At 71.4% G+C, this 23,318-nt stretch carries 24 protein-coding genes and 2 pseudogenes; 20 read left to right on the top strand and 6 right to left on the bottom strand.

Annotated elements, in window-relative coordinates:
* The first annotated feature begins 87 nt into the window (after nt 1–87).
* The 3 genes from KBX34_RS17030 to KBX34_RS17020 are packed head-to-tail and all read left to right on the top strand — an operon-like array spanning nt 88 to nt 1,923.
* Nucleotides 88–462, top strand: coding sequence for a VOC family protein (locus KBX34_RS17030; protein ID WP_210795125.1), 375 nt, complete (start codon nt 88–90; stop codon nt 460–462).
* Nucleotides 463–474: 12 nt separating this feature from the next.
* A complete protein-coding gene (locus KBX34_RS17025) occupies nt 475–1,077 on the top strand; it encodes an NAD(P)H-dependent oxidoreductase (RefSeq protein ID WP_210795127.1) in 603 nt (200 codons plus the stop codon).
* 39 nt (nt 1,078–1,116) lie between these two features.
* Nucleotides 1,117–1,923 carry a nucleotidyltransferase domain-containing protein gene (locus KBX34_RS17020; protein ID WP_210795129.1) on the top strand — a complete coding sequence of 269 codons (807 nt, stop codon included), beginning with the start codon at nt 1,117–1,119 and terminating at the stop codon, nt 1,921–1,923.
* Between the two features lie 227 nt (nt 1,924–2,150).
* Here the strand turns inward: KBX34_RS17020 and KBX34_RS17015 are convergent, their stop codons facing one another.
* Entirely contained in the window at nt 2,151–3,011 is an 861-nt protein-coding gene (locus KBX34_RS17015; protein WP_210925779.1) for a hypothetical protein, read from the bottom strand.
* Nucleotides 3,012–3,180: 169 nt separating this feature from the next.
* Between KBX34_RS17015 and KBX34_RS17010 the strand changes: the two are divergent.
* From KBX34_RS17010 to KBX34_RS34440, 9 genes and pseudogenes are all read left to right on the top strand, one after another.
* A pseudogene (locus tag KBX34_RS17010) lies at nt 3,181–3,267 on the top strand (VOC family protein); the annotation flags it as partial.
* 49 nt (nt 3,268–3,316) lie between these two features.
* A complete protein-coding gene (locus KBX34_RS17005) occupies nt 3,317–4,126 on the top strand; it encodes a hypothetical protein (RefSeq protein ID WP_210925777.1) in 810 nt (269 codons plus the stop codon).
* Nucleotides 4,101–4,379, top strand: coding sequence for a hypothetical protein (locus KBX34_RS33640; RefSeq protein WP_247671909.1), 279 nt, complete (start codon nt 4,101–4,103; stop codon nt 4,377–4,379). The genes KBX34_RS17005 and KBX34_RS33640 overlap by 26 nt, the downstream gene beginning before the upstream one ends.
* A gap of 244 nt (nt 4,380–4,623) precedes the next feature.
* Complete coding sequence (locus tag KBX34_RS16995) at nt 4,624–5,016, top strand: YbaB/EbfC family nucleoid-associated protein (RefSeq protein WP_210795132.1); 393 nt, start codon at nt 4,624–4,626, stop codon at nt 5,014–5,016.
* Nucleotides 5,016–5,330 (top strand): type VII secretion target, encoded by a 315-nt coding sequence (locus KBX34_RS16990; protein ID WP_196919700.1) that lies wholly within the window; start codon nt 5,016–5,018, stop codon nt 5,328–5,330. The genes KBX34_RS16995 and KBX34_RS16990 overlap by 1 nt, the downstream gene beginning before the upstream one ends.
* Nucleotides 5,331–5,349: 19 nt before the next feature.
* Nucleotides 5,350–6,075, top strand: a complete 726-nt coding sequence (locus KBX34_RS16985; protein ID WP_210795134.1) for a WXG100 family type VII secretion target — start codon at nt 5,350–5,352, stop codon at nt 6,073–6,075.
* Nucleotides 6,076–6,097: 22 nt separating this feature from the next.
* The gene (locus tag KBX34_RS16980) at nt 6,098–6,712 is read left to right on the top strand and encodes an EndoU domain-containing protein (RefSeq protein WP_210795136.1); all 615 of its coding nucleotides are present in this window, start codon (nt 6,098–6,100) and stop codon (nt 6,710–6,712) included.
* Nucleotides 6,713–6,734: 22 nt separating this feature from the next.
* Nucleotides 6,735–6,992, top strand: a complete 258-nt coding sequence (locus KBX34_RS16975; RefSeq protein WP_210795138.1) for a hypothetical protein — start codon at nt 6,735–6,737, stop codon at nt 6,990–6,992.
* Nucleotides 6,993–7,560: 568 nt separating this feature from the next.
* A pseudogene (locus tag KBX34_RS34440) lies at nt 7,561–7,776 on the top strand (hypothetical protein); the annotation flags it as partial.
* A gap of 162 nt (nt 7,777–7,938) precedes the next feature.
* On the opposite strand, the gene ychF reads toward KBX34_RS34440, so the two are convergent.
* The 3 genes from ychF to KBX34_RS16955 all read right to left on the bottom strand — a co-directional run bounded on the left by ychF (nt 7,939) and on the right by KBX34_RS16955 (nt 10,420).
* Entirely contained in the window at nt 7,939–9,024 is a 1,086-nt protein-coding gene (gene ychF, locus KBX34_RS16965; protein WP_088950113.1) for a redox-regulated ATPase YchF, read from the bottom strand.
* 93 nt (nt 9,025–9,117) lie between these two features.
* Nucleotides 9,118–9,852, bottom strand: coding sequence for a peptidase E (locus tag KBX34_RS16960; RefSeq protein WP_210795139.1), 735 nt, complete (start codon nt 9,850–9,852; stop codon nt 9,118–9,120).
* Between the two features lie 61 nt (nt 9,853–9,913).
* On the bottom strand, nt 9,914–10,420 hold the full coding sequence (locus tag KBX34_RS16955) for a hypothetical protein (protein ID WP_231927142.1): 507 nt from the start codon (nt 10,418–10,420) through the stop codon (nt 9,914–9,916).
* A gap of 140 nt (nt 10,421–10,560) precedes the next feature.
* Here KBX34_RS16955 and KBX34_RS16950 point away from each other — a divergent pair, with 140 nt between their 5' ends.
* The 8 genes from KBX34_RS16950 to valS all read left to right on the top strand — a co-directional run bounded on the left by KBX34_RS16950 (nt 10,561) and on the right by valS (nt 21,813).
* Nucleotides 10,561–11,070: a SigE family RNA polymerase sigma factor gene (locus KBX34_RS16950; RefSeq protein ID WP_210925775.1), complete on the top strand. Its 510-nt coding sequence runs from the start codon at nt 10,561–10,563 to the stop codon at nt 11,068–11,070.
* Nucleotides 11,067–11,582, top strand: coding sequence for a hypothetical protein (locus KBX34_RS16945; RefSeq protein ID WP_210925773.1), 516 nt, complete (start codon nt 11,067–11,069; stop codon nt 11,580–11,582). The genes KBX34_RS16950 and KBX34_RS16945 overlap by 4 nt, the downstream gene beginning before the upstream one ends.
* 282 nt (nt 11,583–11,864) lie before the next feature.
* Complete coding sequence (locus KBX34_RS16940) at nt 11,865–13,289, top strand: FAD-binding oxidoreductase (RefSeq protein WP_210925771.1); 1,425 nt, start codon at nt 11,865–11,867, stop codon at nt 13,287–13,289.
* Nucleotides 13,290–13,360: 71 nt separating this feature from the next.
* On the top strand, nt 13,361–14,851 hold the full coding sequence (locus tag KBX34_RS16935; RefSeq protein ID WP_210925769.1) for an AlkA N-terminal domain-containing protein: 1,491 nt from the start codon (nt 13,361–13,363) through the stop codon (nt 14,849–14,851).
* Nucleotides 14,848–15,357 (top strand): methylated-DNA--[protein]-cysteine S-methyltransferase, encoded by a 510-nt coding sequence (locus KBX34_RS16930; RefSeq protein WP_088950119.1) that lies wholly within the window; start codon nt 14,848–14,850, stop codon nt 15,355–15,357. Before KBX34_RS16935 ends, KBX34_RS16930 begins: the two co-directional genes overlap by 4 nt.
* 38 nt (nt 15,358–15,395) lie before the next feature.
* Nucleotides 15,396–17,273, top strand: a complete 1,878-nt coding sequence (locus KBX34_RS16925; RefSeq protein ID WP_210925767.1) for an ABC transporter ATP-binding protein — start codon at nt 15,396–15,398, stop codon at nt 17,271–17,273.
* Nucleotides 17,270–19,150 (top strand): ABC transporter ATP-binding protein, encoded by a 1,881-nt coding sequence (locus KBX34_RS16920; RefSeq protein ID WP_210925765.1) that lies wholly within the window; start codon nt 17,270–17,272, stop codon nt 19,148–19,150. The genes KBX34_RS16925 and KBX34_RS16920 overlap by 4 nt, the downstream gene beginning before the upstream one ends.
* 95 nt (nt 19,151–19,245) lie before the next feature.
* Nucleotides 19,246–21,813: a valine--tRNA ligase gene (gene valS, locus KBX34_RS16915; RefSeq protein WP_210925764.1), complete on the top strand. Its 2,568-nt coding sequence runs from the start codon at nt 19,246–19,248 to the stop codon at nt 21,811–21,813.
* 46 nt (nt 21,814–21,859) lie between these two features.
* Here the strand turns inward: valS and KBX34_RS16910 are convergent, their stop codons facing one another.
* Together KBX34_RS16910 and KBX34_RS16905 are read right to left on the bottom strand one after the other, a co-directional pair.
* Nucleotides 21,860–22,510 carry a hypothetical protein gene (locus KBX34_RS16910; protein WP_247671908.1) on the bottom strand — a complete coding sequence of 217 codons (651 nt, stop codon included), beginning with the start codon at nt 22,508–22,510 and terminating at the stop codon, nt 21,860–21,862.
* A gap of 87 nt (nt 22,511–22,597) precedes the next feature.
* Nucleotides 22,598–23,308: an ABC transporter permease subunit gene (locus KBX34_RS16905; RefSeq protein ID WP_088950123.1), complete on the bottom strand. Its 711-nt coding sequence runs from the start codon at nt 23,306–23,308 to the stop codon at nt 22,598–22,600.
* Between the last annotated feature and the right edge of the window lie 10 nt (nt 23,309–23,318).

Raw genomic sequence — 23,318 nt, 5'->3', positions numbered from 1 at the left:
CACTCAACCTACGACAATCCCGCGCCCTCGCGCAACCTTTAGTTGCATGTTGCGGTCGCGTCGTACCCGGGGAGCACAATGCCGTGCATGTCTGAGCCATCGCCGCACCGGCACCACGCCATCGACTACGTCGAGTTCACGGTGACCAACCTCGCCGAGGCCAAGCGCTTCTACGCCGACGCGTTCGGCTGGGAGTTCAACGACTACGGGCCGGCGTACGCCGGCATCCGCAGCCCGCACGGCGACTCCGCGGCCGAGGTCGGCGGTCTCCGCGAGGATCAGGCCGTCCAGGCGGGCGGCCCGCTGGTGCTGCTCTACTCGGCCGACCTCGACCGCTCCGTCCAGGCCGTGAAGGAGGCCGGCGGGCAGGTGGTGAACGGGCCGTACGAGTTCCCCGGTGGCCGCCGGTTCCACTTCACCGACCCCAGCGGCAACGAGCTGGGCGTCTGGGCCGAGCGGTAGGGACGCGCACCCGTGCACACCCTGCTGGTAGCCGTGCACCCGGAGCCCGGGTCCCTCACGCACCACACGGTTCGCCAGCTCGCGGCAGCGCTTCGCCCGGGCTCGGTCGAGATCGCCGACCTGGCGGACGAGGACTTCGACCCGAGGTTCGGTGTGGCCGACCGTCGGGCATACCAGCAGCGTGGCGAGCCCCCGCCCGACGTGCGCCGCGAACAGCAGCGCCTCGACCACGCCACCGACCTCGTGCTGGTCTTCCCGGTCTACTGGTGGTCGATGCCGGCCCTGCTCAAGGGTTGGATCGACCGTGTCTTCATCAACGGCTGGGCCTTCGACTACGCCCCCTCCACCGGCATCCAACCGAGGCTGCAACGGCTCACCACCCACCTGCTCCCCATCGCCGGTGACGACGCGGGGCTCTACGAGCGCCACGGGTACGGGCAGGCGCTGCGGACGCAGATCGAACACGGGATCGTGGACTACTGCGGCAGCCGCCGTGGCGTCACCGCATTCGTGCACGAGTCCGAACAGGACGACTCCTCCGCCACAGGGCGGGAGGTCGAGCGAGCTGTGGCCATGATCCGGGACGCCATCTCCGTACCACTCGACGCCCGTTAACCGGTTCGCGGAGATCGCAAGCTCCGGCAGAGTGGTCGTGTGACCGGAAGAGGACTGCGCGTCGACGGATCGATTGCCCGTGAAGGGGCCCTGAGTCGGGTTCCCGGCGCATTCGCCGATGTTGTCGACGCCGCACGCGATCGGATAGCCAGGCGTTTCGGCGACGGTCAGCTGCACAGCGCCTACGTCTACGGCAGCATCCCGCGCGGCACCGCCAGGCCCGGGATCTCCGATCTCGACCTGCTGCTCGCCCTGCACGCCGAGCCGACCGAGACCGACCGGCTGGATGCGGCGAAGATCGAACAATCCCTCGACCAGTCCTTCGACCAGATCGACGGCGTGGGGATCCTGCTGTTCAGCACACGCACCCTGCTCAGCGAGCTTGAACGCCACGATCTCGGCTTCTTCGTCGCCTGCCTGTGCACTCCACTGCTCGGCGACGACGTCGCCAAGCAACTTCCCCGTTACCGGCCCACTGCTCTGCTCGCCCGGGAAACGAACGGCGACCTGTCATCGGCGCTTCCGGAATGGGGCAGGCAGGCGGCCAGGACGACCACTGACAACCAACGTAGGGGCCTCAGCAGGCTCGTCGCTCGTCGCATCGTCAGGACCGGATTCACGCTGGTCATGCCTCGTTGGGGAGGCTGGACGAGTGACCTCACCGAGTCCGCCGAGGAGTTCGGCATCTACTACCCGGCACGTGCCGAGCAGATGCTCGGGGCTGCCAGGATCGGCCGTGCACCGTCGGCGGATCCGGCTGTCCTACGCCAACTCATCGACGACCTGGGGCCGTGGCTCGCAGCGGAGTACACCGCCGTGCATGGCTTGAAGGCCGCCCGCCCCTGACGCCGCAGCATGCCCCGAGGAAGGCACTGACTCCACGGCGGCACCAACGCCGGATGCCGTCCGCGAGCGGCCGCTGCGGCAAGCGCGATGCCTGTGAGTCATCAATATGACTCACAGGCATCAGGCTCAACAGAGCGGGACCATCCGACCGGGGACCCCATTTGTTCGCTGGTTGACGACGTTTTCATGGGTCCTGTGCCCCCTGGTGTTAGCCAAGCGGCCGCGCCTCATCGGGAGGCGACCGCCCGTCCCGCCGCGATCCGATCGAGGGCGGCCTCCGTGCCCAGCTCCGGCTGAAGGTCGGGGCGGGAGTGGTAGAAGGCCAACGCGTGGTAGACCACCACCGGATCGCCGGCCAGCCAGTACGGTCGGACCGCCACGAACGGCAGCAGCCGGGACTCCAGCGTGCCGAAGCGGCCCGTGTAGCGCCGCATCCGGGTGTCGTCGGACATGTTCGCCTTGACCACCAGCAGCGGGGTGTTCACCCTCTCGGCGGAGACCTGGTAGACGTCCCGCCACGGCACGAACTGGGTGTGGACCAGGGCGCGGTGCTGGATGCCGGCCGGCGACAACACCAGCTCTCCCGGCGCCAGCCGGAGCATGGTCACCAGGAGCCAGCCCACCAGCACCGCGAGGATCGCGAAGCCCACCCCGAGCAGCACGCCGACGACCCCGGCGAACATCGCAGTCACCGCCACCACCCCGGTAACCAGCGCAGCCAGCACCAGCAGCCCACCGAGCAAGACATACGGCACGGCCGCGTAGCCGTACCGCACCCCGCGCCCGCCCTGCGGGACGTCGACCAGCGTGGGTCGGCGCCCACGGCCGGAGCGCGGGCGGCGGGACTGGACCGAGAACCCGATCACGAGGGCCAGGAAGACGGCGCCGAACGCCAGCAGCACGACCGAGCTGCCGTCATCGGACCGGGCCGCGGACACCACGCCGGCCGCCATACCCAGGGCGACCACGGCCAGTCCGACCATCGAAGCAGTGAAGAGTACGGACATCTGTCGCCCGGCCCAGCCCGTGGGCACCGGCAGCGCCGGAGCGCCACCGTGCCCACGGACCGGATCCTGATCTGCCTGCATTCGTCGACTTCCGTGAGAAAAGGAAGTTCCATGTGTCCTTGGCGCCGTCGGCTATCGCTCCGCCTGCGTCGGAGATGGCATTCCCCGCCGCCGAGGCGCCGTTCTCGATACCGTCCCTGGCGTCCTGCGGGAAATTATCGTAGACGTAGTCGAGAGCCCCGCTCGTGACCAGACCGGCGGCCAGGTGGTGAACGGGCCGTACGAGTTCCCCGGTGGCCGGCGGTTCCACTTCACCGACCCCAGCGGCAACGAGCTGGGGCGCCTGGGCCGAGCGGCAGGACCGGTGGCTCCGGCAGAGTGTCCCCATGGCCGGAAGAGGACTGGACGTCGAGGGCTGGATTGCGCGCGAGGGTGCACTGAGCCGGGTACCGGCCGCCTTCGCCGGTGTAGTCGACGCGGCACGCGCTCGGATAGCCGAATCGTTCGACGGTGGTCGGCTGCACAGCGCCTACATCTACGGCAGCATCCCGCGCGGCACCGCCATCCTCGGCGTATCCGACCTCGACCTGCTTCTCGCCCTGCGCACCGAACCAACCGAGGCCGACCGGGCGGCTGCCACCAGGGTCGAGCAAGACCTCGACCGGTCCTTTCCGCAGATCGACGGCGTGGGCATCCTGCTGTTCAGTGCACGTACGTTGCTCAGCGAGCTTGAGCGGCACGACCTTGGCTTCTTCGTCGCCTGCCTGTGCACCCCCCTGCTGGGCGGCGACGACCTCGCCGACCAACTCCCCCGCTACCGGCCCACTCCCCTGCTCGCCCGCGAGACGAACGGCGACCTGTCCCTTGCGCTTCCCGGGTGGCGCCGTCAGGCCGTCGAAGCGAACACCGACCAGCAACGGAAGACCCTCAGCCGGGTCGTCGCGCGGCGCATCGTCAGGACGGGGTCCACGCTGATCATGCCGCGGTGGGGAGGCTGGACGAGCGACCTCACCCAGTCCGCTGAGGCGTTCGGGCTGCACTATCCGGAACGCGCGGAGCAGATGCGTAGAGCTGCCGTTATCGGCCGCACGCCCTCGCCGGTTCCGAGTGTGCTCCGCGAACTCATCGACGGCCTCGGGCCCTGGCTCGCCGCGGAGTACGCAGTCGTCCATGGCGAGAAGGCCGTCCGTCCGTGACCTATCGGAGGTCCTCGCCAGTCAGGACGGGACAGCCGAACATGTCCGTGAGGACGGCCCGCTGGTGGTCGGTCAAGCGTTCAACGCCCCCGAGCCGACACTGCGCAGTCTCGACGCCATTCATCTGGCGACCGCGCAGGTTCTTACCAACGAGTCCGGAGCGGAATTAGTTGCCTTCGTCGCTTACGACCGGCGTCTGCTCGACGCTGCCAAGGCGGCCGGCCTGGCCACCGCGAGTCCTGGCCAGAACTGAACGCGGACGACACCACACCCCGACGGTTCGCGCAACGACTCGACCGGCCACATTGGTGGGTGCTCCCTGGGCCGAACACCGCCGCCAGGTCGAGCAGGCCCGGAGAAGGCGATCATCAGCACCCACGTCGCCGAGATCCAGATTGACCAGATCATGCCGCATTCGCTCGGCAATCTTGGTTTGGCGGGCCGCGGCTACACTGACGCCTCTAAATCCCCTGCTCGGCAACGGAAACGGAGGCGCGATGGTCAATCCGCTGTTGGACGCCGAGGATGCGCGGGAACGCCTGGAGGCATGGCAGGCCAATGCCGTGCGCCGGGCCGCCGACACGCAGGCCGCCAGTGCCGGCTTGCTCGCGCTGCGGGTCACGGCCAGCGACGCCCACGGGATCGTCGAGGTCACCGTCGACTCCACGGGGGCGATGGCCGACGTCCGGCTCTCCGCGCGGGTGCAGCGCGTGAGCCTGGAGCAGACGCAGCAGGCGATCATGGGCGCCTATCGCAATGCGCGGGTCAAGCTCGCCGAGGCCGCCGCCGAGGTCGTGCGGGAGACGGTCGGCGCCGACTCGGCGACCGGCCGGGCCCTGCTGGCCGGATTCCGGACCGCCGACACCGAGGACGAAGAGGGGCGTTACTGATGCACGGGGGGTTCGAGGTCGACGTCGAGGCGCTGCGCGCGCACGCCACGGCCATGTCGGCCATTCACGACCGCTTTGCCGCCGTCATGGCCGCGAGCGGCACCATTTTCCAGGCCGATGATGCGTACGGGCAGCTCTGCCAGTTCTTACCGCCCATCCTGGAGGGACGCCACCGGGACCAGGACAAGGGTGTGGGGATGCTCGCCGAGAACATCGCGCTGCTCGCCGCGGGAATCAAGAAAAACGCCGACGCCTACGAGCGGGCCGAGGAGTCGAACACCGACGGCTTCAACTCCTTCCACTCCGCGACCTGAGCCGGCCCGGCGCCCTCTCATGAGCAACCCACTGGTCGCCACGACCTCCGACATCGCTTCGACAAGCGCCGCGCACCGCGACGGCTGGACCGGCCTGCCGCTGGCCGACGACTACATGGGCATCAAGGACGCCATCGAGTCCGGCAGCTGGATCGACGGCTCAGTCGCGGGCTTGGGCGCCGCTCTCGACGGGGCGTCCATCGTCATCGACCCGTTCGGCACGCTCCTGTCGATGGGCATCGAGTGGGCCATCGAGCAGGTCGAGCCACTGAAGCAGGCACTCGACTGGCTGGCCGGCGACCCCGAGACCATCGAGACGCACGCCTTGACCTGGGACAACATGGCCAGTGAGTTGTTCTCCATCGCCGAGGACCTCAAGGCGCGGCTGGTCGGCGACCTCGACGGATGGCAGGGCGCGGCCGCCGACGCCTACCGCGACATCCTGACCATCAACATCGACGTCGCCGGGATCTTCGCGGGCACGGCCGCCGGCATGGGTGCCGCGACCCGTGGCGCGGGGGTCCTGGTGCAGACGGTGCGGGAGGTCGTGCGCGCCTTCATCGCCGACTGCATCGCCAAGGTCGTGGTGTGGCTGGCCGAGGTGGTCTTCTCTCTCGGCTTCGCCACACCGCTGGTCGCCTCCCAGCTCGCAATCGCCGTCGTCCGCTGGACCGGCCGCATCTTCGGCTGGCTGATGGGCCTGATCGCCAGCCTCTCCGCCCTCCGCGCACTCCTCGACGTCTAGGCGGCCCTCGATGCGACAACTCATGGCGGCTCTGCGGACCACCGCCGTCCTGGTGGTCCTGTTCGCTGTGGCGGGCCTCCACAAGCACCCCTCAGGCCCCACCCCACCGCACGGCGGTGGCGACGATGGCCCAAAGCCTAAAAAGTTCAACCCGGCAATGATGCCCAAGCGCGTGGGAGCAGCCCAGCAGCACGGCCTCGATCGCGTCCGGGAGGGCCGCCCGAAGGACGCCGACACATCCGAGCCCGAGGCGCCCAAGAGGACCAACCCCTGGGACGACCCCGAGTTCGCCGACGCCAGGTTCGACATGCGCCGCTTCGGTCAGATGGGCGACGGGGCGATGGACAAGATCTGGGACGGCGACGGGAGGGGTAATGGCGACCACAAGCCCTCGTCCACCGAGCCCAACAAGACGCTCTTCCCGCCCGGCACCACCAAGGAGCAGGTCGAGGGCTGGTTCAAGAGCATCGCCGCCAACCCCGACAGCCGCCCTGAGGCGCGTCCCGGCGGCGACGGCTGGGTAGTCACCGGCACCCGCGACGGCATCACCTGCGTCGTTATCCTGGACAAGGACGGCAGCATCTCCGGCGGCCACCCCATCAGCGGCGAGGGCGTCAGAACCAACCCGCCGGCCTAACCACCGCACCCACGGGAGACCCATGGAAGTCAACGATTACATCCGGCTCAGCCCTCGGATCATCGACCAGGTCGCACCCAAGATCAGCCCGAAGTACCGGTCGATGGTCCTGAGGGCCAGAGGCGCCGGCGCCTGGGACCACGCGATCACGACGCTCGTCGGCGCCGTGTGGGAGGAGGGCGTTGTGATCACCACGGCGGAGAAGGACGCGCTGCGGGAGCTCATCGAGTACCTCCAGGAGCCTCTGACGCGCCTGGAGCAGATCCGGACCTCGGACTGACGGCGGAAGCGTAGATCGGGTCCCTCGAACCCCTGCACCGTGTCGACCAGCTGGCGTCCCAGACCTGGCCCGATCTCGGCGGGCATGTCGATGGCGACTTTCACCGAACGGTAGATCTCGGGATCCGACTACGGAAGGTGTCACCGCTGCGGGCAGGACTGCTGGTTCGGGGTGTCGCTGGTAGGCCGCGGTCAGGACCTCGGCGCGGACCGCGTGGACGGTGCCGGCGTGTCCGTGGTGGACGTTGTACGGAGTGTGCCAGGCGGCACATACTTGACAGTCGCGTCCCAGCAGACGCTTGACATGATCGTCGTGCCTCGTTCATGCCGATCCCTCGGGCTGGTACCAGCTCTGGCGCTCCATCCACGTCTGGTGAGCGGCCTTGATCGCCGAAGTTCCTCCGCTGCTTTCGCGCTCCGCCAGGAAGCGATCCAACAGCCTGAACAAGGCGTCGCTTGCAGCACGGTTCTGAACGTCATCAAGCGGCAGGAGCGGCCACTACTCCTCGGGAGTAGCTAGCCGTCTGACGAGTGCCTGCCAGATCAGGTTGTTACCGGCGTCGAACTGGATGACCAGCCACTCGCGCCACCCGTCTAACAGCCGGCTGATGACGGCTCCTTGTTCACGACCCGCTTCGCCGGCCCCTACCGGCACGACTACTACGGCACGCTCATCTATTGGTGCGGCCGTGCGAAAGGCGGGCCTGCCGGAGAACATCACGAGCCACGACCTCCGCCACCACTACGCCTCGGTCCTGCTGATGCAGGGCGAGTCGGTCATCACCGTGGCCGAACGGCTGGGGCACGAGAACGCGACGCTAGTCCTGTCGACCTACGGTCACCTGATGCCGGACTCGGAGGAGCGCACCGCCGGGCCGTCGACGAGGCGTGAGGTTGTGCCCCAGGGCGAGGCACCAACCCCCCGATCTGCGGCAACGGGGTCGGATTCAGACGTTGAAGCGGAACTCCACCACGTCGCCGTCCTGCATGACGTACTCCTTGCCCTCGATGCGGACCTTGCCCGCCGCCTTGGCCGCCGCCATGGAACCGTACTCAACCAGGTCGTTGTACGAGACGACCTCGGCCTTGATGAAGCCGCGCTGGAAGTCGCTGTGGATGACGCCCGCGGCCTCCGGCGCGGTGGCGCCGACCGGGACGGTCCAGGCGCGCGCTTCCTTGGGGCCGGCCGTGAGGTACGTCTGGAGGCCGAGCGTGCGGAAGCCGACCCGGACGAGCTGGTTGAGGCCGGGCTCGTTCTGCCCGATCGACTCCAGCAGCTCGCGGGCCTCATCCTCGGGCAGGTCCACCAGCTCAGATTCGATCTTGGCGTCCATGAAGACGGCCTCGGCGGGGGCGACCAGGGCGCGCAGCTCGTCGAGGAACGACTCGTTGGCCAGTTCGGCCTCGTCGACGTTGAAGACGTACAGGAAGGGCTTGGTGGTGAGCAGGTGCAGCTCGCGCAGGTGCTCCAGCTCGATCTTGGCGGCGGCGGCCCCGGAGTAGAGGGTGGTGCCGCCGTCGAGCACCTCGATCGCGGCCTTCGCGGCGGCGACCGCGGCGGCCCTGTCCTTGCGGAGCTTGGCTTCCTTCTCCAACCGGGGCAGCGCCTTGTCCAGGGTCTGCAGGTCGGCGAGGATCAGCTCGGTGTTGATCGTCTCGATGTCGTCGGCCGGGGAGATCTTGCCATCGACGTGCACCACGTTCGGGTCGGAGAAGGCCCGCACGACCTGGCAGATCGCCGAAGCGTCCCGGATATTGGCCAGGAACGCGTTGCCCCGGCCCTGCCCCTTGGAGGCGCCGCGGACCAGGCCGGCGATGTCGACGAACGACACCGGGGCCGGCAGCACCTTCTGCGAGGAGAAGATCTCGGCCAGCTTGCCCAGCCGCTCGTCGGGCAGCCCGACCACGCCGACGTTGGGCTCGATGGTGGCGAACGGGTAGTTCGCCGCCAGCACGTCGTTCTTGGTCAACGCGTTGAAAAGCGTGCTCTTGCCGACGTTGGGCAGGCCGACGATGCCGATGGAAAGACTCACGACCGGCCAGCTTACGCGGGTGCCGACCGGGCCGGTCCAGGCGGCTCGGTTTCCGGCGGCACGGCCCCGGCGAGGGGTGGCGCTGACCGGTCGTCAGCCGAGCAGGCGTGGGGCGATGACCGCCTCGCGGGCGCTGCCGTCCGCGCCACGGCTCACCTCGTACGCCGAGACGCCCTCACGGTCCGCGATCGCCTCGACCAGGCGGATGCCCCGGTAGACCAGACCGACCCCGTCGTCGGTGCAGTGGCTGGTCGGGAGCGTCCCGCTGCCCACCAGCTCGTGCATCAGCGGGCGGCGCTGGCCCTCGCTGTCGTAGTGCACCCCGTTGCCGTACGGCAACCAGGCCAACCCCTCGGTGAAGCCGCGCAGTCGGGGACCGAAGCTGTCGGTGGCACCACCGACGTGCCAGCAGATCGAGCCGGCGGAGACACCGGCCAGCACCACACCGGCCTGCCAGCACTCGTGCAGGATGTCGTCGAGCCCGTGCACCCGCCAGACGGCGACCAGGTTGGCCACGCTGCCGCCACCGACCCAGATCACGTCCTGGGCGAGCAGGTGGGCGCGGACGTCCTCGACGTTCGGCATGGGGAAGAGTGCGAGGTGCGACAGCCGGAACCGGGTGTCGGCGAACGCGCCGTAGACGGCGGTCAGCGAGGTGGGCTGGTCGCCGACGGCCTGCCCGAGGTAGCAGATGCGTGGCTGCGGACCAGCCTCGGCGAGCTCCGCCGCCAGCTCGAAGACCGGGCTGGGGCGCATGTCGTACGGCCCTCGGTCGCCCCGGGAGAAGCCCATGCTGGTGGCGATGATGGTCGGTTCGCTGGCGGGCATCGGGGCGTCCTTCCGTCGGGGCGGTGCGGCGTCCATCCTGCCGCAGCCACGAGGCAGCCGGTTACCCGCCCGCGTGCCGGCCGCGGCGCTGGCGGGGCACCTCGACCTCGGGCCAGTGGGCCTCGGGCGGCCGGTCGGCCGGGGGCAGTTGCGCCGCGGCCGCGCGGGGCAGGGTGAACCGGTCGGCGGCGGCCGGGCCTGCCGAGAACGACTCGCGCAGCATCCAGCGCACCTCGTCGGCCGTCCAGCCCAACCCGGCCCGCGCGGCGATCTCGCGCACCAACCGCCGGCCGACGCGGGTGTCGTCGTCGTAGAAGCGCATGCACCAGTGATGGGTCCACATCCCGAGTGCCCGCAGGCCCGCGTCGTCGAGTGAGCCGACCAACCGGCCGCAGGCGGTGTCGGAGAAGGCCTGATCGGGGTCGGCCGCCCGGTCCCGTTCGATGGCGCCGACGGCGGCCGGTGCGACGGCCCGCATCCGCCGGTAGAAGGACTGCGCCACCGCGCGGGGCAGCGCCGGGAACGCGCCCGGTGTCGACGCCGCCGCCCAACCCGCCACGCTCGTCATGTCCCGCACCCCTTCTTCAGTTGGTTGCCGGACGGTACCCGTCACGACCGACACTTCCGGGCCGGAAAAACACCCCGGATCGCGGATAGCGACGATGACCTGGGGCGTCTGTATGGGTGACAACGAAACGGGGGTGGTGGGTGGACGAGGACGAACGCGCTCGGCTGGCCGAGTTCGTCGGCAGCCGGACACCGGCGTTGATGCGGGTCGCGTACCTGCTGACCGGGGACCGCAACGCCGCCGAGGACCTGTTCCAGTCGGCGTTGGCGCGAACCATCCCGAAGTGGGAGACCATCCGGCACGCCGATCCCGAGGGGTATCTCCGCGTGGTGATGTACCGCGAGCAGATCAGCTGGTGGCGGCGACTTCGCCGACGGCGGGAGACGCCGCTCAACCCGGCCGACGAGCCCGTTGGCGCCGACCCGAGCGGTGGCTCCGACGTACGGCTGGCGATGCGTGCCGCGCTGCGCCACCTGCCACCGGCGCAGCGGGCGGTGGTGGTCCTGCGCTACTACGAGGACCTGCCCGAAGCCCGGGTGGCCGAGCTGCTCGGCTGCTCGGTGGGCACCGTCCGCAGCCGTACGCACCGGGCGGTCAAGCGCCTGCGCGACCTGCTGCCGGAGATCGAGTTGCTGGAGGTACGGCGATGATCGATCCCTTCGAGAGCCTCATCCGCTCCACCCTCACCGACCTGGCCGAGGAGGCACCGATCGTGCATGACCAGTTGAACCGAGCGGAACGGCGGGTCCGCAACAGACGCCGCGCCACGGTGACCATGGGGGCGGTGGGCACGCTCGCGGCGATCCTGATCGCGGCGCCGATCGCCTTGGCCGCGACCGGATCGGACGGGCCTCCGCCAGCCGTGCCGAGCCCGGCGGGTCCGGCAGCCGTCCCCGTCCCGTCCGGGCCGCCGCCCGGCGTGCCGATCGTCACACCAAGCCCCGCCGACCCCACAGCGGTACCGAGCCCGCCCGGCGTGCCGGGCCGACCGACGGTCACCCCGGTTCCGGGAGGCGCACCCGGCGTACCGGGCCGGCCCACTGTCACCCCGGTTCCGGGAGGCCCGCCCGGCGTACCGGGCCGACCGACGGTCACCCCGGTTCCGGGAGGCGCACCCGGCGTACCGGGCCGACCCACTGTCAGTCCGACCCCGTCCAGATGAGCAGGACCGGTCAGGCCGGCGGCGTCCCGGCACCGGCCTGACCGGCCGCCCCACGGTCATCTCCGGCCCCGGCGGTGCCACGACGCAATTGACCTCCGTGAGCCGCAGGGCAGGGAGTCGGTCGGAGATCCCGGTCACCATCGCGCGGCGCTCCCCGTACCGGCGAGCGCCGCGCGTGCCGGCGAACACGACGCATCGGACCACCGAGTTTGTCGAGGCCGGCATGCCCGCTCATCCTGGGGCCATGACCGACCACGACGGCCGAGCGGCTCAGGGGCAGCGATGACCGCCGCCATGGCCCGGGTGCCCGACTCCCTCCGGGGGCAGATCGTCACACCCGGCGACCGCCGGTACGCGCAACTGCGCTCGACGTACACCACGTCGGCGTCGCCGGCCGCCGTCCTGCTGCCGAAGACCACCGCGCAGGTGGTCGACGCGCTCCGGTACGCGCGGGAACAGCGGCTGCCCATCGCCGTCCGCAGCGGCGGGCACGGCTTCTCCGGGGCGTCGTCCAACAACGGTGGCGTGGTCATCGACCTGTCCATGCTCAACCGGGTGCAGGTCCTCGACGAGCGGGCCGGGCTGGTTCGGATCGAGGCCGGTGCCCGCTGGGCGAACGTCGCGAAGGCGCTGGCCCCGTACGGCCTGGTGGTCAGCTCGGGTGACTACGGCGGCGTGGGCGTCGGCGGCCTGGCCACCGGCGGCGGTGTGGGGTGGCTGGTCCGCGCCCACGGCCTCACCATCGACCGCGTCCGCGCGGTCGAGGTGGTGCTCGCCGACGGGACGCTGGTGCGCGCCGACGCCGCGCACGAGCCGGAGCTGTTCTGGCTGGTTAGGGGCGCCGGAGCAGGCGCGGGGATCGTGGTGGCCTTCGAGATCGAGGCGGCCGAGCAGCGCAACGTCGGCGTGGCGCAGCTGGTCGTCGAGGCGCACCCGGACGGTCGCACCATCCGGGAGTGGACGAGTTACCTCGCGCAGGCCCCACGGGAACTGTCCGCGGCCGCCGTGGTGTACGCCGAGGGTCGCTCGGTGCTCATGTCCATCACCGCCGTGGTGGCCGCCGAGAGCCTGCGCCGGGCCCGACCGGCGGTGGAGCCACTGCTCGCCATCGGCAAGGTGCTCGAACACCGGACCGACCTGCTGCCCTACCCGACGCTGGTGCCGACCGCGCACCTGCACCCGAACGTCGGGCAGCAGCGGGGCACGACCACCAACGGTCTGTTCACCGGGCTGGACGACGCCGGCGCGCGGGCCGTGACGCGAGCGGTGACCGGGCCGGGGCGGGCGGTGGTCCAACTCCGCTCGTTGGGTGGGGCGGTCAACGACGTCGCGCCCGACGCGACCGCGTACTCCCATCGCCACCAGAACACGATGGTGGTCGCGTCGGTGTTCCCGCCGCAGGGCGCCGGGGCGTTGGACGCGGCCTGGCGGGCCGTCGGTGCCCGCGCCGACGGCGCGTACGTCAACTTCGAGAGCCGACCGGACCCGGCCGCGTTCGCCCGGATCTACCCGGGCGAGACCGGGGCCCGGGTGCGGCGGCTGTGGAAGCGCTACGACCCGGACGGCGTGTTCCGGTCGGCCCTGCTGACCGGCCAACCCAACCGGTCCGGCCAGTCCACCCGCGCAGGCCAGCCGGCCCGCTCCGGCCAGCCCAGCCGCGCCGGGCAGTCCGCCCGGTCCGGCCAGCCGCACCGGCGTCGCCGCTGACCACGCCGGGCGTACGCCGAGGTCCGATTCCCGCCAGCCGACGACGCACCGAGCGGGGCATCATCGGTGACGTGGAGATGGACTTCGAGCGGTGTTACCGGGCTGTGGACAGCCGTGACCAGCGGTTCGACGGCTGGTTCTACACCGGCGTGACGTCCACCGGCATCTACTGCCGGCCGTCCTGTCCGGCGATCACGCCGAAGCGGAAGAACGTCCGGTTCTTCCCGTCCGCCGCCGCGGCGCAGGGCGCCGGGCTGCGCGCCTGCCGCCGCTGCCGGCCCGACGCCGCGCCCGGCTCGCCGCAGTGGGACATCCGCGCCGACGTGGTCGGCCGGGCGATGCGGTTGATCGCGGACGGGGTGATCGACCGGGATGGCGTACCGGGGTTGGCCTCCCGTCTGGGCTACACCGAACGGCACCTGCACCGGATGCTGAGCGCCGAGATGGGCGCCGGGCCGCTGGCGCTGGCCCGGGCCCAGCGGGCACAGACCGCCCGGATCCTGATCGAGACGACCGACCTCGGGATGGCCGAGATCGCGTTCGCCGCGGGCTTCGGCAGCGTGCGGCAGTTCAACGACACGCTCCGCGAGGTGTACGCGAGTGCCCCGTCCGACCTACGCGCGGCCCGTGGGCGCCAGCAGGCGGCGGTCGGGGCGGGGACCATCGCGCTCCGGCTGGCGTACCGCCCGCCGCTGCACGCCCGGGCGCTGCTGGACTTCCTCACGGTGCGGGCGTTGCCCGGTGTGGAGGAGGTTCGCGACGGGACGTACCACCGGGGTCTGCGGTTGCCACACGGCACCGGCGAGGTGGCGCTGACCCCGGCGGACGGGCATGTGGCGGCGACGCTGCGGCTGACCGACCTGCGCGACCTGGCACCCGCTGTGGCCCGCTGTCGCCGGCTGCTCGACCTGGACGCGGACCCGGCGGCGATCGACGGCACGCTCGCGGCGGACCCGGCGCTGGCGCCGGCGGTCGCCGCCGAGCCCGGCATTCGGGTGCCCCGCGCGGTGGACGGCTTCGAAATGGCCGTCCGCGCCGTCATCGGCCAACAGATCTCGGTAACCGCAGCCCAGAAGACCCTGACCCGCCTCCTGGCCGCCCATGACCCCGTTGATCATGAGGTTGACGAGGCCGATGGAGATCAAAGCCCAGGCCAACCTCATGATCAACGCGGCGAGGGCGGGCTGCGGGGGTTCTTGAGCGCGGACGAGCTGCTGCGCGTGCCGGACTCCGGGTTCGGGATGCCGGTGGGGCGGCGGGAGACGTTGCGAGGGCTGGCGCGGGCCGTCACCGACGGGACGGTCGACCTGGCGCCTGGGGTGGATCGGGAGGAAGCCGTGCGGCGGCTGCTCGCCCTGCCCGGCATCGGCCCGTGGACCGCCAATTACCTGGCCATGCGCGCCTTCGGCGACCCCGACATCCTGCTCAGCACCGACCTCGCGGTCCGGCGCGGCGCCGCCGCGCTCGGCCTGCCCGACAACCAGCAAACCCTCGACGGGTACGCCGACCGTTGGCGTCCCTGGCGGTCCTACGCCACGATCAGACTCTGGAGAGCGGCATGAGCATCGACAGCACCGTCCTGAGCACACCGACCGGCCCGCTGAGCATCCTCATCGGCCCGGACGGCGACGTACGGGCGGCCGGCTTCACCCCGGACCCGGCGGCGCTGCTGCCGCTGGTCCACCCCACCCTGCGGGCGCCACTGCGACAGCTGGCCGACCTCGGCCCGGTGAGCACGGCAGTCCGGTCATACCTGGACGGCGACCTCGCCGCCATCGACACGGTGCCGGTCCGTCAGCTCACCGGCGGCGAGTTCATGGCGCACGCCTGGCAGGTGCTGCGTGAGGTGCCGCCGGGCACCCCGGTCACCTACACCGGGTACGCGGCACTGGCCGGTCGGCCGCCGGCGGTGCGGGCCGCCGCAGCCGCCTGTGCCCGGAACGCGGCGGCACTGTTCGTGCCCTGCCACCGGGTGCTCCGCACCGACGGGACGCTCGGCGGTTACCGCTGGGGGCTGGACGTGAAGAAGTGGCTTCTCGGTCATGAGCGGCGCTTGACAGCAAGCTGACAGAGGCATCGACACCTGTTAGACGCTACCGTCTGGTAGTGCCTGTGGAGAGCGACGGCGACCCGGCCGCCCGGGTCGCCGCGGGCAGCCACCCCGTGCACAACCTCTGGCGGCTGCGCCCCTACCTGCGCCCGTACGCGGCCGAGTTCGCCTGGTTGCTCCTCGCGGGGCTCGCCGGCACGGCGGCCGGGATCGCCGTACCGCTCGTCGTGCAGCGGGTGGTGGACGGGCCGGTCGCCCGCCACGAACCTGCCGGGCTGCTCCAGCTCGGGGGCCTGGCGCTGCTGCTCGGCGTGGCCGAGGCGGTGCTCATCTTCATCCGCCGGTGGGTGCAGTCCTCCTCGGCGGTGGGCATGGAGGCGGCGCTGCGCGCCGACGTCTACGCCCACCTGCAACGGTTGCCGACGAGTTTCCACGACCGCTGGCAGTCCGGGCAGTTGCTCTCCCGGATCACCAGCGACCTGTCGGTGATCCGCCGGTTCCTCTCCTTCGGCGTGTTCTTCCTGGTGCTCAACCTGACCACCTACGTGGTCGTGGTGGTGCTGCTGATCAACCTGCACGCGGCACTCGGGGTGCTGGTGGCGGCCAGCGCGGTGCCACTGCTGCTGATCAGCCGCCGGTTCGGGCGGCACTACCACGCCGCGTCCCGACGGATGCAGGACCAGCAGGGCGACGTGGCGACCCTGGTCGAGGAGACCGCGCAGGGCCTTCGCACCATGAAGGCGTACGGCCGGGGGCCCGAACTGGCCGCCCGCTTCGCCGGTGGGGCCCGGAGGCTGCACGACACGGGCGTCGGCAAGGGTCGGCTGCTGGCCAACACCTCGGCGTTGCTCGACCTGGTGCCGAACGTGACCCTGGGCGTGGTGCTGGTGGCCGGGGCCGCCGCCGCCGCCAGAGGCGCGCTCACCATCGGCGAGCTGGTCGCGTTCGTCAGCCTCCAACTGATGCTCATCTGGCCGGTGCAGTCGCTGGGTTGGATCATCGCCAACGGCCAGGAGGCCGCCACCGCCGCCGACCGGATCCAGGAGGTGCTGGACACCCCACCCCGGATCGTGGACTCCCCCGGCGCGCTCGCGCTCCCCCGCGACGCGGTCCACGGGCGGCTCCGCTTCGAGCGCGTCGCGTTCAGCTACCCGGGTGCCGCCGCGCCGGTGCTGCACGAGATCGACCTGACCATCGAGCCGGGTGAGACGCTGGCCCTGGTCGGGGCCACCGGGTCCGGCAAGAGCACCCTGCTGTCCCTGGTGCCCCGGCTGCACGACGTCACCGCCGGCCGGATCACCCTGGACGGGCACGACCTGCGCGAGCTGCGACTGGCCTCGCTGCGCCGGCTGGTCGGGGTGGCGTTCGAGGAACCCACGCTGTTCTCCATGTCGGTCCGCGAGAACCTCACCCTGGGTCACCCGGACGCCGGCGACGACGACGTACGCGCCGCTCTCGCGCTGGCTCAGGCCGACTTCGCGTACGACCTGCCGTGGGGGTTGGCCACCCGCGTGGGTGAGCAGGGGCTGTCCCTCTCCGGCGGGCAACGGCAGCGGCTCGCGTTGGCGCGCGCCGTGCTCGGCCGGCCGCCGGTGCTGGTGTTGGACGACCCGCTGTCCGCGCTCGACGTGCACACCGAGGCACTGGTCGAGGCGGCGCTGCGTCGGGTCCTGCGCGACAGCACCGCGCTGTTGGTCGTGCACCGGCCGTCGACGATCGCGCTGGCCGACCGGGTGGCGTTGCTCCAGGACGGCCGGATCACCGCGATCGGCCGGCACTCCGAGCTGCTCGCCACAATGCCGGCCTACCGGGCGCTGCTCGCCGCCGAACCGCCACCCAGGACCGGCGAGCCGCCCGCCGGGCACCCGCCGTCGTCCGGAGCCACCGGGTCGAGCCCGTCCGCCTCGGACGGCTGGGGGCTGGTGCACTCGTGACCGTCCCGAAGCAGGCCGACCCACCGCCCGAGGAGGAGCCCGAACTCACCCGCTGGCGCGGAACCGCCACCGACCCGGAGGCCGACCGGAGCCGGGCCGAGGACACCGCGCCCGAGGCGGTAACCCGGCTACGCCGGCTCAGCCGGGTCCTGCTGGCCGACCTGCTCCGCCCGCACCGGGGGCGACTCGCCGTCGCGGTCGGCCTCCTGCTGGCCCAGAACGCCGCGGCGATGGCCGGCCCGTACCTGGTCATGATCGGCATCGACCGGGCCATCCCGCCGCTGCGGGCCGGCGACCCCGGCCCGCTGGTCGCCGTCGCCGGGGCGTTCGCGGCGGCCTCGGTGACCGAGTACGTGGCCCGTCGCGGGTTCCTCACCCTCTCCGCGCGCATCGGCCAGGCCGTCCTGCTGGACCTGCGGCAGCAGGTGTTCGGGCACTTCCTGCGACTGTCGGTGGGCTTCCACGAGCGCTACACCTCCGGCCGGATGGTCTCCCGGCTCACCAGTGACCTGGACTCGATCGCCGAGCTGGTCGACGGCGGGATCGACAGCCTGGTGCTGGCCGGGCTGTCCATCCTGTCGGTGGCCGCCATCCTGCTCTGGCTGGACCTGCCGCTGGCCGCCGTGACGCTGCTCGCCTTCCCGTTCCTGTTCTGGCTCTCCCGCTGGTTCGCCCGGTCCTCGGCCAGCGCGTACCGGCGGACCCGGGACGCTGTCGCGCTGGTCATCGTGCATTTCGTCGAGTCGATGCGGGGCATCCGGGCGGTGCAGGCGTTCCGCCGGGAGCCGCGCAACCAACGGATCTTCGTGGCGCTCGGCGACGACTACCGCCGCACCAGCCTGCACGCGTTCCGGCTGATCGCCACGTACTCGCCCGCGATCAAGCTGATCGGCAACGTCACAGTGGCGGTGGTGCTCTGCTACGGCGGTTGGCGGGTGCTCGGCGGGCAGACCGAGGTTGGAGTGCTCGCCGCGTTCCTGCTCTACCTGCGCCGCTTCTTCGAGCCGATGCAGGAGCTGAGCCAGTTCTACAACTCGCTCCAGTCGGCCACCGCGGCTCTGGAGAAGCTGGCCGGGGTGCTCGACGAACGACCGGCCGTCGCCGAGCCGGCCCGACCCACCCCGCTGCCGACCGGCCCCGGCCGCGGCGAGCTGACCTTCCGGGCGGTGTCCTTCGGCTACCGTCCGGACACCCCGATCCTCGCCGAGCTGGAGCTGACCGTGCCGGCCGGGCAGACCGTGGCGCTGATCGGGCCGACCGGCGCGGGCAAGTCGACCATCGCCAAGCTGGTCGCCCGGTTCCACGACCCGGACACCGGCACGGTACGGCTGGACGGGGTCGACCTGCGCGACGTGCGCGACGCTGACCTGCGCCGGGCGGTGGTGCTGGTGACGCAGGAGAACCATCTGTTCAGTGGGACCGTCGCGGAGAACATCCGGTTCGGTCGCCCGGGCGCGGACGACGCCGAGGTCCAGGCCGCGGCGCGGGCGATCGGCGCGCACAGCTTCATCTCGGCGCTGCCCGAGGGGTACGCCACCCAGGTGCACCGGCGCGGCGGCCGACTCTCCGCCGGGCAACGGCAGCTCGTCGCGTTCGCTCGGGCCTTCCTGGCCGACCCGGCAGTGCTGATCCTGGACGAGGCCACGTCGTCGCTGGACGTGCCGACCGAGCGGCTGGTGCAGCGGGCCCTCGGCACCATCCTGCGCGACCGCACCGCCCTGGTGATCGCGCACCGGCTCTCCACTGTGGAAACCGCCGACCGGGTGCTGGTCCTCGACGACGGTAAGGTCGTCGAGGACGGCCCGCCCGCCGTGCTGGCCGAGGCCGACGGCCGGTACGCGGCCCTGCACCGGCAGTGGCGCGACTCGCTGATCTGACTGCCTGTCCCCGGTCGATGCCCGCCCGTCTGCCCGCCGGTGTGTTCGGCGGCAACTACGTGGCCGGGCACCCGGGAGGTGCCTACGATCGCATGATGACCGAAACGGCGAGGACGGCCCGCGCCGGCGTTCCCGAGCGTCCGACCCTGGACGGGCTCGAGGAGAGCTGGGCACGCCGCTGGCAGGAGGAGGGCACGTACGCGTTCGACCGCTCGAAGAAGGAGCGCAAGGACGTGTACGCCATCGACACCCCACCGCCGACCGTATCGGGCGAGTTGCACATGGGGCACGTCTTCTCGTACACGCACACCGACACCGTCGCGCGCTACCAGCGGATGCGCGGCAAGGCCGTCTTCTACCCGATGGGCTGGGACGACAACGGCCTGCCCACCGAGCGGCGCGTGCAGAACGTGTACGGGGTGCGCTGCGATCCGGCGCTGGCGTACGACCCGGTGTGGCGGCCACCGGCGGCCCCGGTCGACGACGCGGCCCGCCGTGACCCCACCCCGATCTCCCGACGCAACTTCATCGAGCTGTGCGAACGACTGACGGTCACCGACGAGCAGGTGTTCGAGGCGTTGTGGCGGCGGCTCGGGCTCTCGGTGGACTGGTCGTTGACCTACACGACGATCGGCCGGGTCGCCCGGGCCACCAGTCAGCGTGCCTTCGTGCGCAACCTGCTGCGGGGCGAGGCGTACCAGTCGGAGGCACCGACGCTCTGGGACGTCGGCTTCGCCACCGCGGTCGCCCAGGCGGAGTTGGAGGACCGGGAGCGCCCCGGCGCGTACCACCGGCTGCGGTTCGCCACGCCCGACGGGCGGGAGGTGCTCATCGACACCACCCGACCCGAGCTGCTGCCGGCCTGTGTGGCGCTGGTCTGTCACCCCGACGACGAGCGGTACGCCGACCTGGTGGGCGGCACGGTGCGCAGCCCGTTGTTCGCCGTCGAGGTGCCGGTGTATGCCCACCCACTCGCCGACCCCGCCAAGGGCACCGGCGTCGCGATGGTCTGCACGTTCGGTGACCTGACGGACGTGACCTGGTGGCGTGAGCTGCGACTGGACACCCGGGTCGTGATCGGCCGGGACGGCCGGCTGCTGCCCGACCCGCCGGCCGGGGTGCCGGCCCAGCCGTACGCGGCGCTGGCCGGGCAGACCGTCAACGGCGCCCGCCGGGAGATCGTCGGGATGCTGGCCGACGTGGGTGACCTGATCGGTGAGCCGCGCCCGATCACCCACCCGGTCAAGTTCTACGAACGCGGCGACCGGCCACTGGAGATCGTCTCGACTCGACAGTGGTATCTGCGCAACGGCGGCCGGGATGCCGAGCTGCGGGCGACGCTGCTGGCCCGGGGCGAGGAGCTGCACTGGGTGCCGGGGCACATGAAGCACCGCTACGACAACTGGGTGGGTGGCCTGACCGGGGACTGGCTGGTCAGTCGCCAGCGCTTCTTCGGGGTGCCGGTGCCGGTCTGGTACCGGCTCGACGACACTGGCGAGCCGGACTGGTCCCACCCTCTCACGCCGGACGAGTCCGCGCTGCCAGTCGATCCATCCAGCGATCCGGCGCCCGGCTACGACGAGTCGCAGCGTGGCCGTCCGGGTGGCTTCATCGGCGACCCGGACGTGTTGGACACCTGGGCCACCTCGTCGTTGACCCCGCAGATCGTCGGCGGCTGGGAGACCGACCCGGACCTGTTCGCCACGGTCTTCCCGATGGACCTCCGCCCCCAGGGGCAGGAGATCATCCGGACCTGGCTCTTCGACACCGTGGTTCGCTCGCACTTCGAGCACGGGGTGCTGCCCTGGCGGGACACCGTGCTCTCCGGCTGGATCCTCGACCCGGACCACAAGAAGATGGCCAAGTCCAAGGGCAACGTGGTCACCCCGCTGGCGCTGTTGGAGCAGCACGGCTCGGACGCGGTGCGCTACTGGGCGGCCAGCGGCAAGCCCGGCATGGACCTGGCCTACGACCCGGCGCAGATCAAGATCGGCCGGCGACTGGCAACCAAGCTGCTCAACGCGTCCAAGTTCGCGCTCGGGCTGGGTGCGGCGGACGCGTTACGCGCACCGGCGACCACTGCACTGGACCGGGCCATGCTCGCCGAGCTGACCACCGTGGTCACCGCCGCCAGCACCGCCTTCGATTCGTACGACCACACGGCGGCGTTGCAGGCCACCGAGGCGTTCTTCTGGCGGTTCTGCGACGACTACATCGAGCTGGTCAAGGAACGCGCCTATGGCACCGGCGCGGGGGCCGACTCGGCGCGGGCGGCGCTGGCCTCGGCGCTGTCGGTGCAGCTGCGACTGTTCGCCCCGTTCCTGCCGTACGTGACCGAGGAGGTCTGGTCGTGGTGGCGGTACGGCTCGGTGCACCGTGCGCCGTGGCCCACCACCTACGAGGTGGCCCGGACGATCGAGGGGTCGGGTGACCCGGCGCTGCTGCGCCTCGCCGGCGACGCGTTGAGCCAGGTGCGGCGGGCCAAGTCGGAGCGGAAGCTGTCGATGAGGGCGGAGGTGCCGCTGGCCGAGGCGCTCGGCCCGGCGGCGCTCCTGGAACAGCTCACCCTGGTCGCCGACGACCTGCGGGCAGCCGGCCGGATCGGCAAGCTCGACCTGCTCCCCGACCGCACCCCGGAGCTGGTGATCGCCTGCGCCTTCTGACCCGTGTCCGCCGCCGCCCACCCCCCGGGGCGGCGGCGGACCGGTGTCACCAACCGCGCAGGAAGCGCAGCCCGAGCAGGAACGCGACCACTGCGGGCCCCACCAGCAGGGTGATCGCCTGGAGGCGGTACGGCATCCGGTGCCGGGTCAGCTCGCCCGCGTTGCCCAGCACGATGGCCCCGGCCAGCATCAGGAACGCACCCCACCAGCCGGTCTCCAGGTCGATCAGGTCCACCCGGATCAGTTGCAGCGTCAGACCGAGCAGGGCGCCGGTCAGCGCGAGCAGGGCCACCGCCCGGTGCAGGCCACGGGCCAGCGGGTGGGCCGCCCGCCAGTAGTAGGTGCCGGCGACCGCCAGACAGGGCAACACCACCAGCAGCGGCCAACCCCGCCCCATGACGCCGAACATCAGCAGCGCGCCCACCGCGAACACCAGGGTGCCGATGCAGGCGAGCATGTACCCGGCGAACGCCCGGCCACCACCCCGGGCCAGCAACGGCCCGCCGCTGGCCGCGATCAGGGCGGCCGGGATCAGGATGAACACGGCCCACCAGTGGAACTGGCCGGTGCCCTGAGCGGCCGTGGCGACCGTGGCGCAGGCCAGCCCGGCGACGGCCAGACTGGTCAGCCAGGGCCGGCTGCTCCGGGAGTACGGCTCAGCCAACGACGTCTGCTCCGCTTCGACGCTCACGCCCATCAGCCTGGCCTGAGGTGGCCTGACCGGTCCATCCGGCCAGCCCTACCGCCAGGCGGGGGCTGGCCGGAACAGCGCTTCGCACCGGTGTCAGCTCGTCTCGCCGGCCACGCTGAACGAGCGCAGACGGTCGATGGCCAGCACTGTGAAACCGACGCTGACCAGAGCGGTCATCACCGACGCCACCGGCACCGACACGGTGGTCTCCAGCAGCCCGGTGGGGGCGAGCCGGTCGGCGAGGGCGATCACGTACTGCTGGATGGACAGCACCTTGGTGCCGCTGACGAAGTTGCCCAGCAGCCCCTCCCAGATCAGCACGTAGACCAGGCCGAGCAGCACCGGCCGCCTGGTGACCAGGCTGAGCGCGAGGAACAACGCCGAGTACGCCAGCGCGCCGAGCGCCGCAGCGACCGCCAGTGCCAGTCCGAGGCGTACCGAAGCGGCCAGCACGCCCGCGACGTAGAGCGGCACCACCACGGTGGCCGCGGTGACCCCGGCGGCCACCGCGAGCTTCGGCAGCACGATCTGCCAGCGCGGCAGCGGCTTGGTCAGGATGTGCACCACAGTGCCGTCGTCGATCTCGGCGCCCAGCACGCCGGTGCCGATGATCAGCGCGACCACCGGCAGCACCACGGCCAGCCCGAGGCCGACCAGCACCGGAGGCCCCCACTCGCCCGGGTCCACCCCCAGCGACCGGCAGAGCACTGCCAGCCCGAGCAGCACCAACGGCAACGGGAGCAGCAGCAGGAACCGACGCCGGCCGAACAGCCCGCGTGCGGTGATCCAGGTAATGGTCGACATGTCAGCTTCT

It is taken from the genome of Micromonospora sp. M61, from assembly GCF_018070245.1.
In the GTDB taxonomy this organism is placed as follows: domain Bacteria; phylum Actinomycetota; class Actinomycetes; order Mycobacteriales; family Micromonosporaceae; genus Micromonospora; species Micromonospora zamorensis.
This window is presented reverse-complemented; position numbering and strand designations above follow the sequence as displayed.

Coding starts and splice junctions, on each gene's coding strand:
- KBX34_RS17030 (WP_210795125.1), top strand. CDS start 88: ATGTCTGAGCCATCGCCGCACCGGCACCACGCCATCGACTACGTCGAG.
- KBX34_RS17015 (WP_210925779.1), bottom strand. CDS start 3,011: ATGCAGGCAGATCAGGATCCGGTCCGTGGGCACGGTGGCGCTCCGGCG.
- KBX34_RS17005 (WP_210925777.1), top strand. CDS start 3,317: ATGGCCGGAAGAGGACTGGACGTCGAGGGCTGGATTGCGCGCGAGGGT.
- KBX34_RS33640 (WP_247671909.1), top strand. CDS start 4,101: ATGGCGAGAAGGCCGTCCGTCCGTGACCTATCGGAGGTCCTCGCCAGT.
- KBX34_RS16995 (WP_210795132.1), top strand. CDS start 4,624: ATGGTCAATCCGCTGTTGGACGCCGAGGATGCGCGGGAACGCCTGGAG.
- KBX34_RS16990 (WP_196919700.1), top strand. CDS start 5,016: ATGCACGGGGGGTTCGAGGTCGACGTCGAGGCGCTGCGCGCGCACGCC.
- KBX34_RS16985 (WP_210795134.1), top strand. CDS start 5,350: ATGAGCAACCCACTGGTCGCCACGACCTCCGACATCGCTTCGACAAGC.
- KBX34_RS16980 (WP_210795136.1), top strand. CDS start 6,098: ATGGCGGCTCTGCGGACCACCGCCGTCCTGGTGGTCCTGTTCGCTGTG.
- KBX34_RS16975 (WP_210795138.1), top strand. CDS start 6,735: ATGGAAGTCAACGATTACATCCGGCTCAGCCCTCGGATCATCGACCAG.
- KBX34_RS16960 (WP_210795139.1), bottom strand. CDS start 9,852: ATGCCCGCCAGCGAACCGACCATCATCGCCACCAGCATGGGCTTCTCC.
- KBX34_RS16955 (WP_231927142.1), bottom strand. CDS start 10,420: ATGACGAGCGTGGCGGGTTGGGCGGCGGCGTCGACACCGGGCGCGTTC.
- KBX34_RS16945 (WP_210925773.1), top strand. CDS start 11,067: ATGATCGATCCCTTCGAGAGCCTCATCCGCTCCACCCTCACCGACCTG.
- KBX34_RS16940 (WP_210925771.1), top strand. CDS start 11,865: ATGACCGCCGCCATGGCCCGGGTGCCCGACTCCCTCCGGGGGCAGATC.
- KBX34_RS16930 (WP_088950119.1), top strand. CDS start 14,848: ATGAGCATCGACAGCACCGTCCTGAGCACACCGACCGGCCCGCTGAGC.
- valS (WP_210925764.1), top strand. CDS start 19,246: ATGACCGAAACGGCGAGGACGGCCCGCGCCGGCGTTCCCGAGCGTCCG.
- KBX34_RS16910 (WP_247671908.1), bottom strand. CDS start 22,510: ATGGGCGTGAGCGTCGAAGCGGAGCAGACGTCGTTGGCTGAGCCGTAC.
- KBX34_RS16905 (WP_088950123.1), bottom strand. CDS start 23,308: ATGTCGACCATTACCTGGATCACCGCACGCGGGCTGTTCGGCCGGCGT.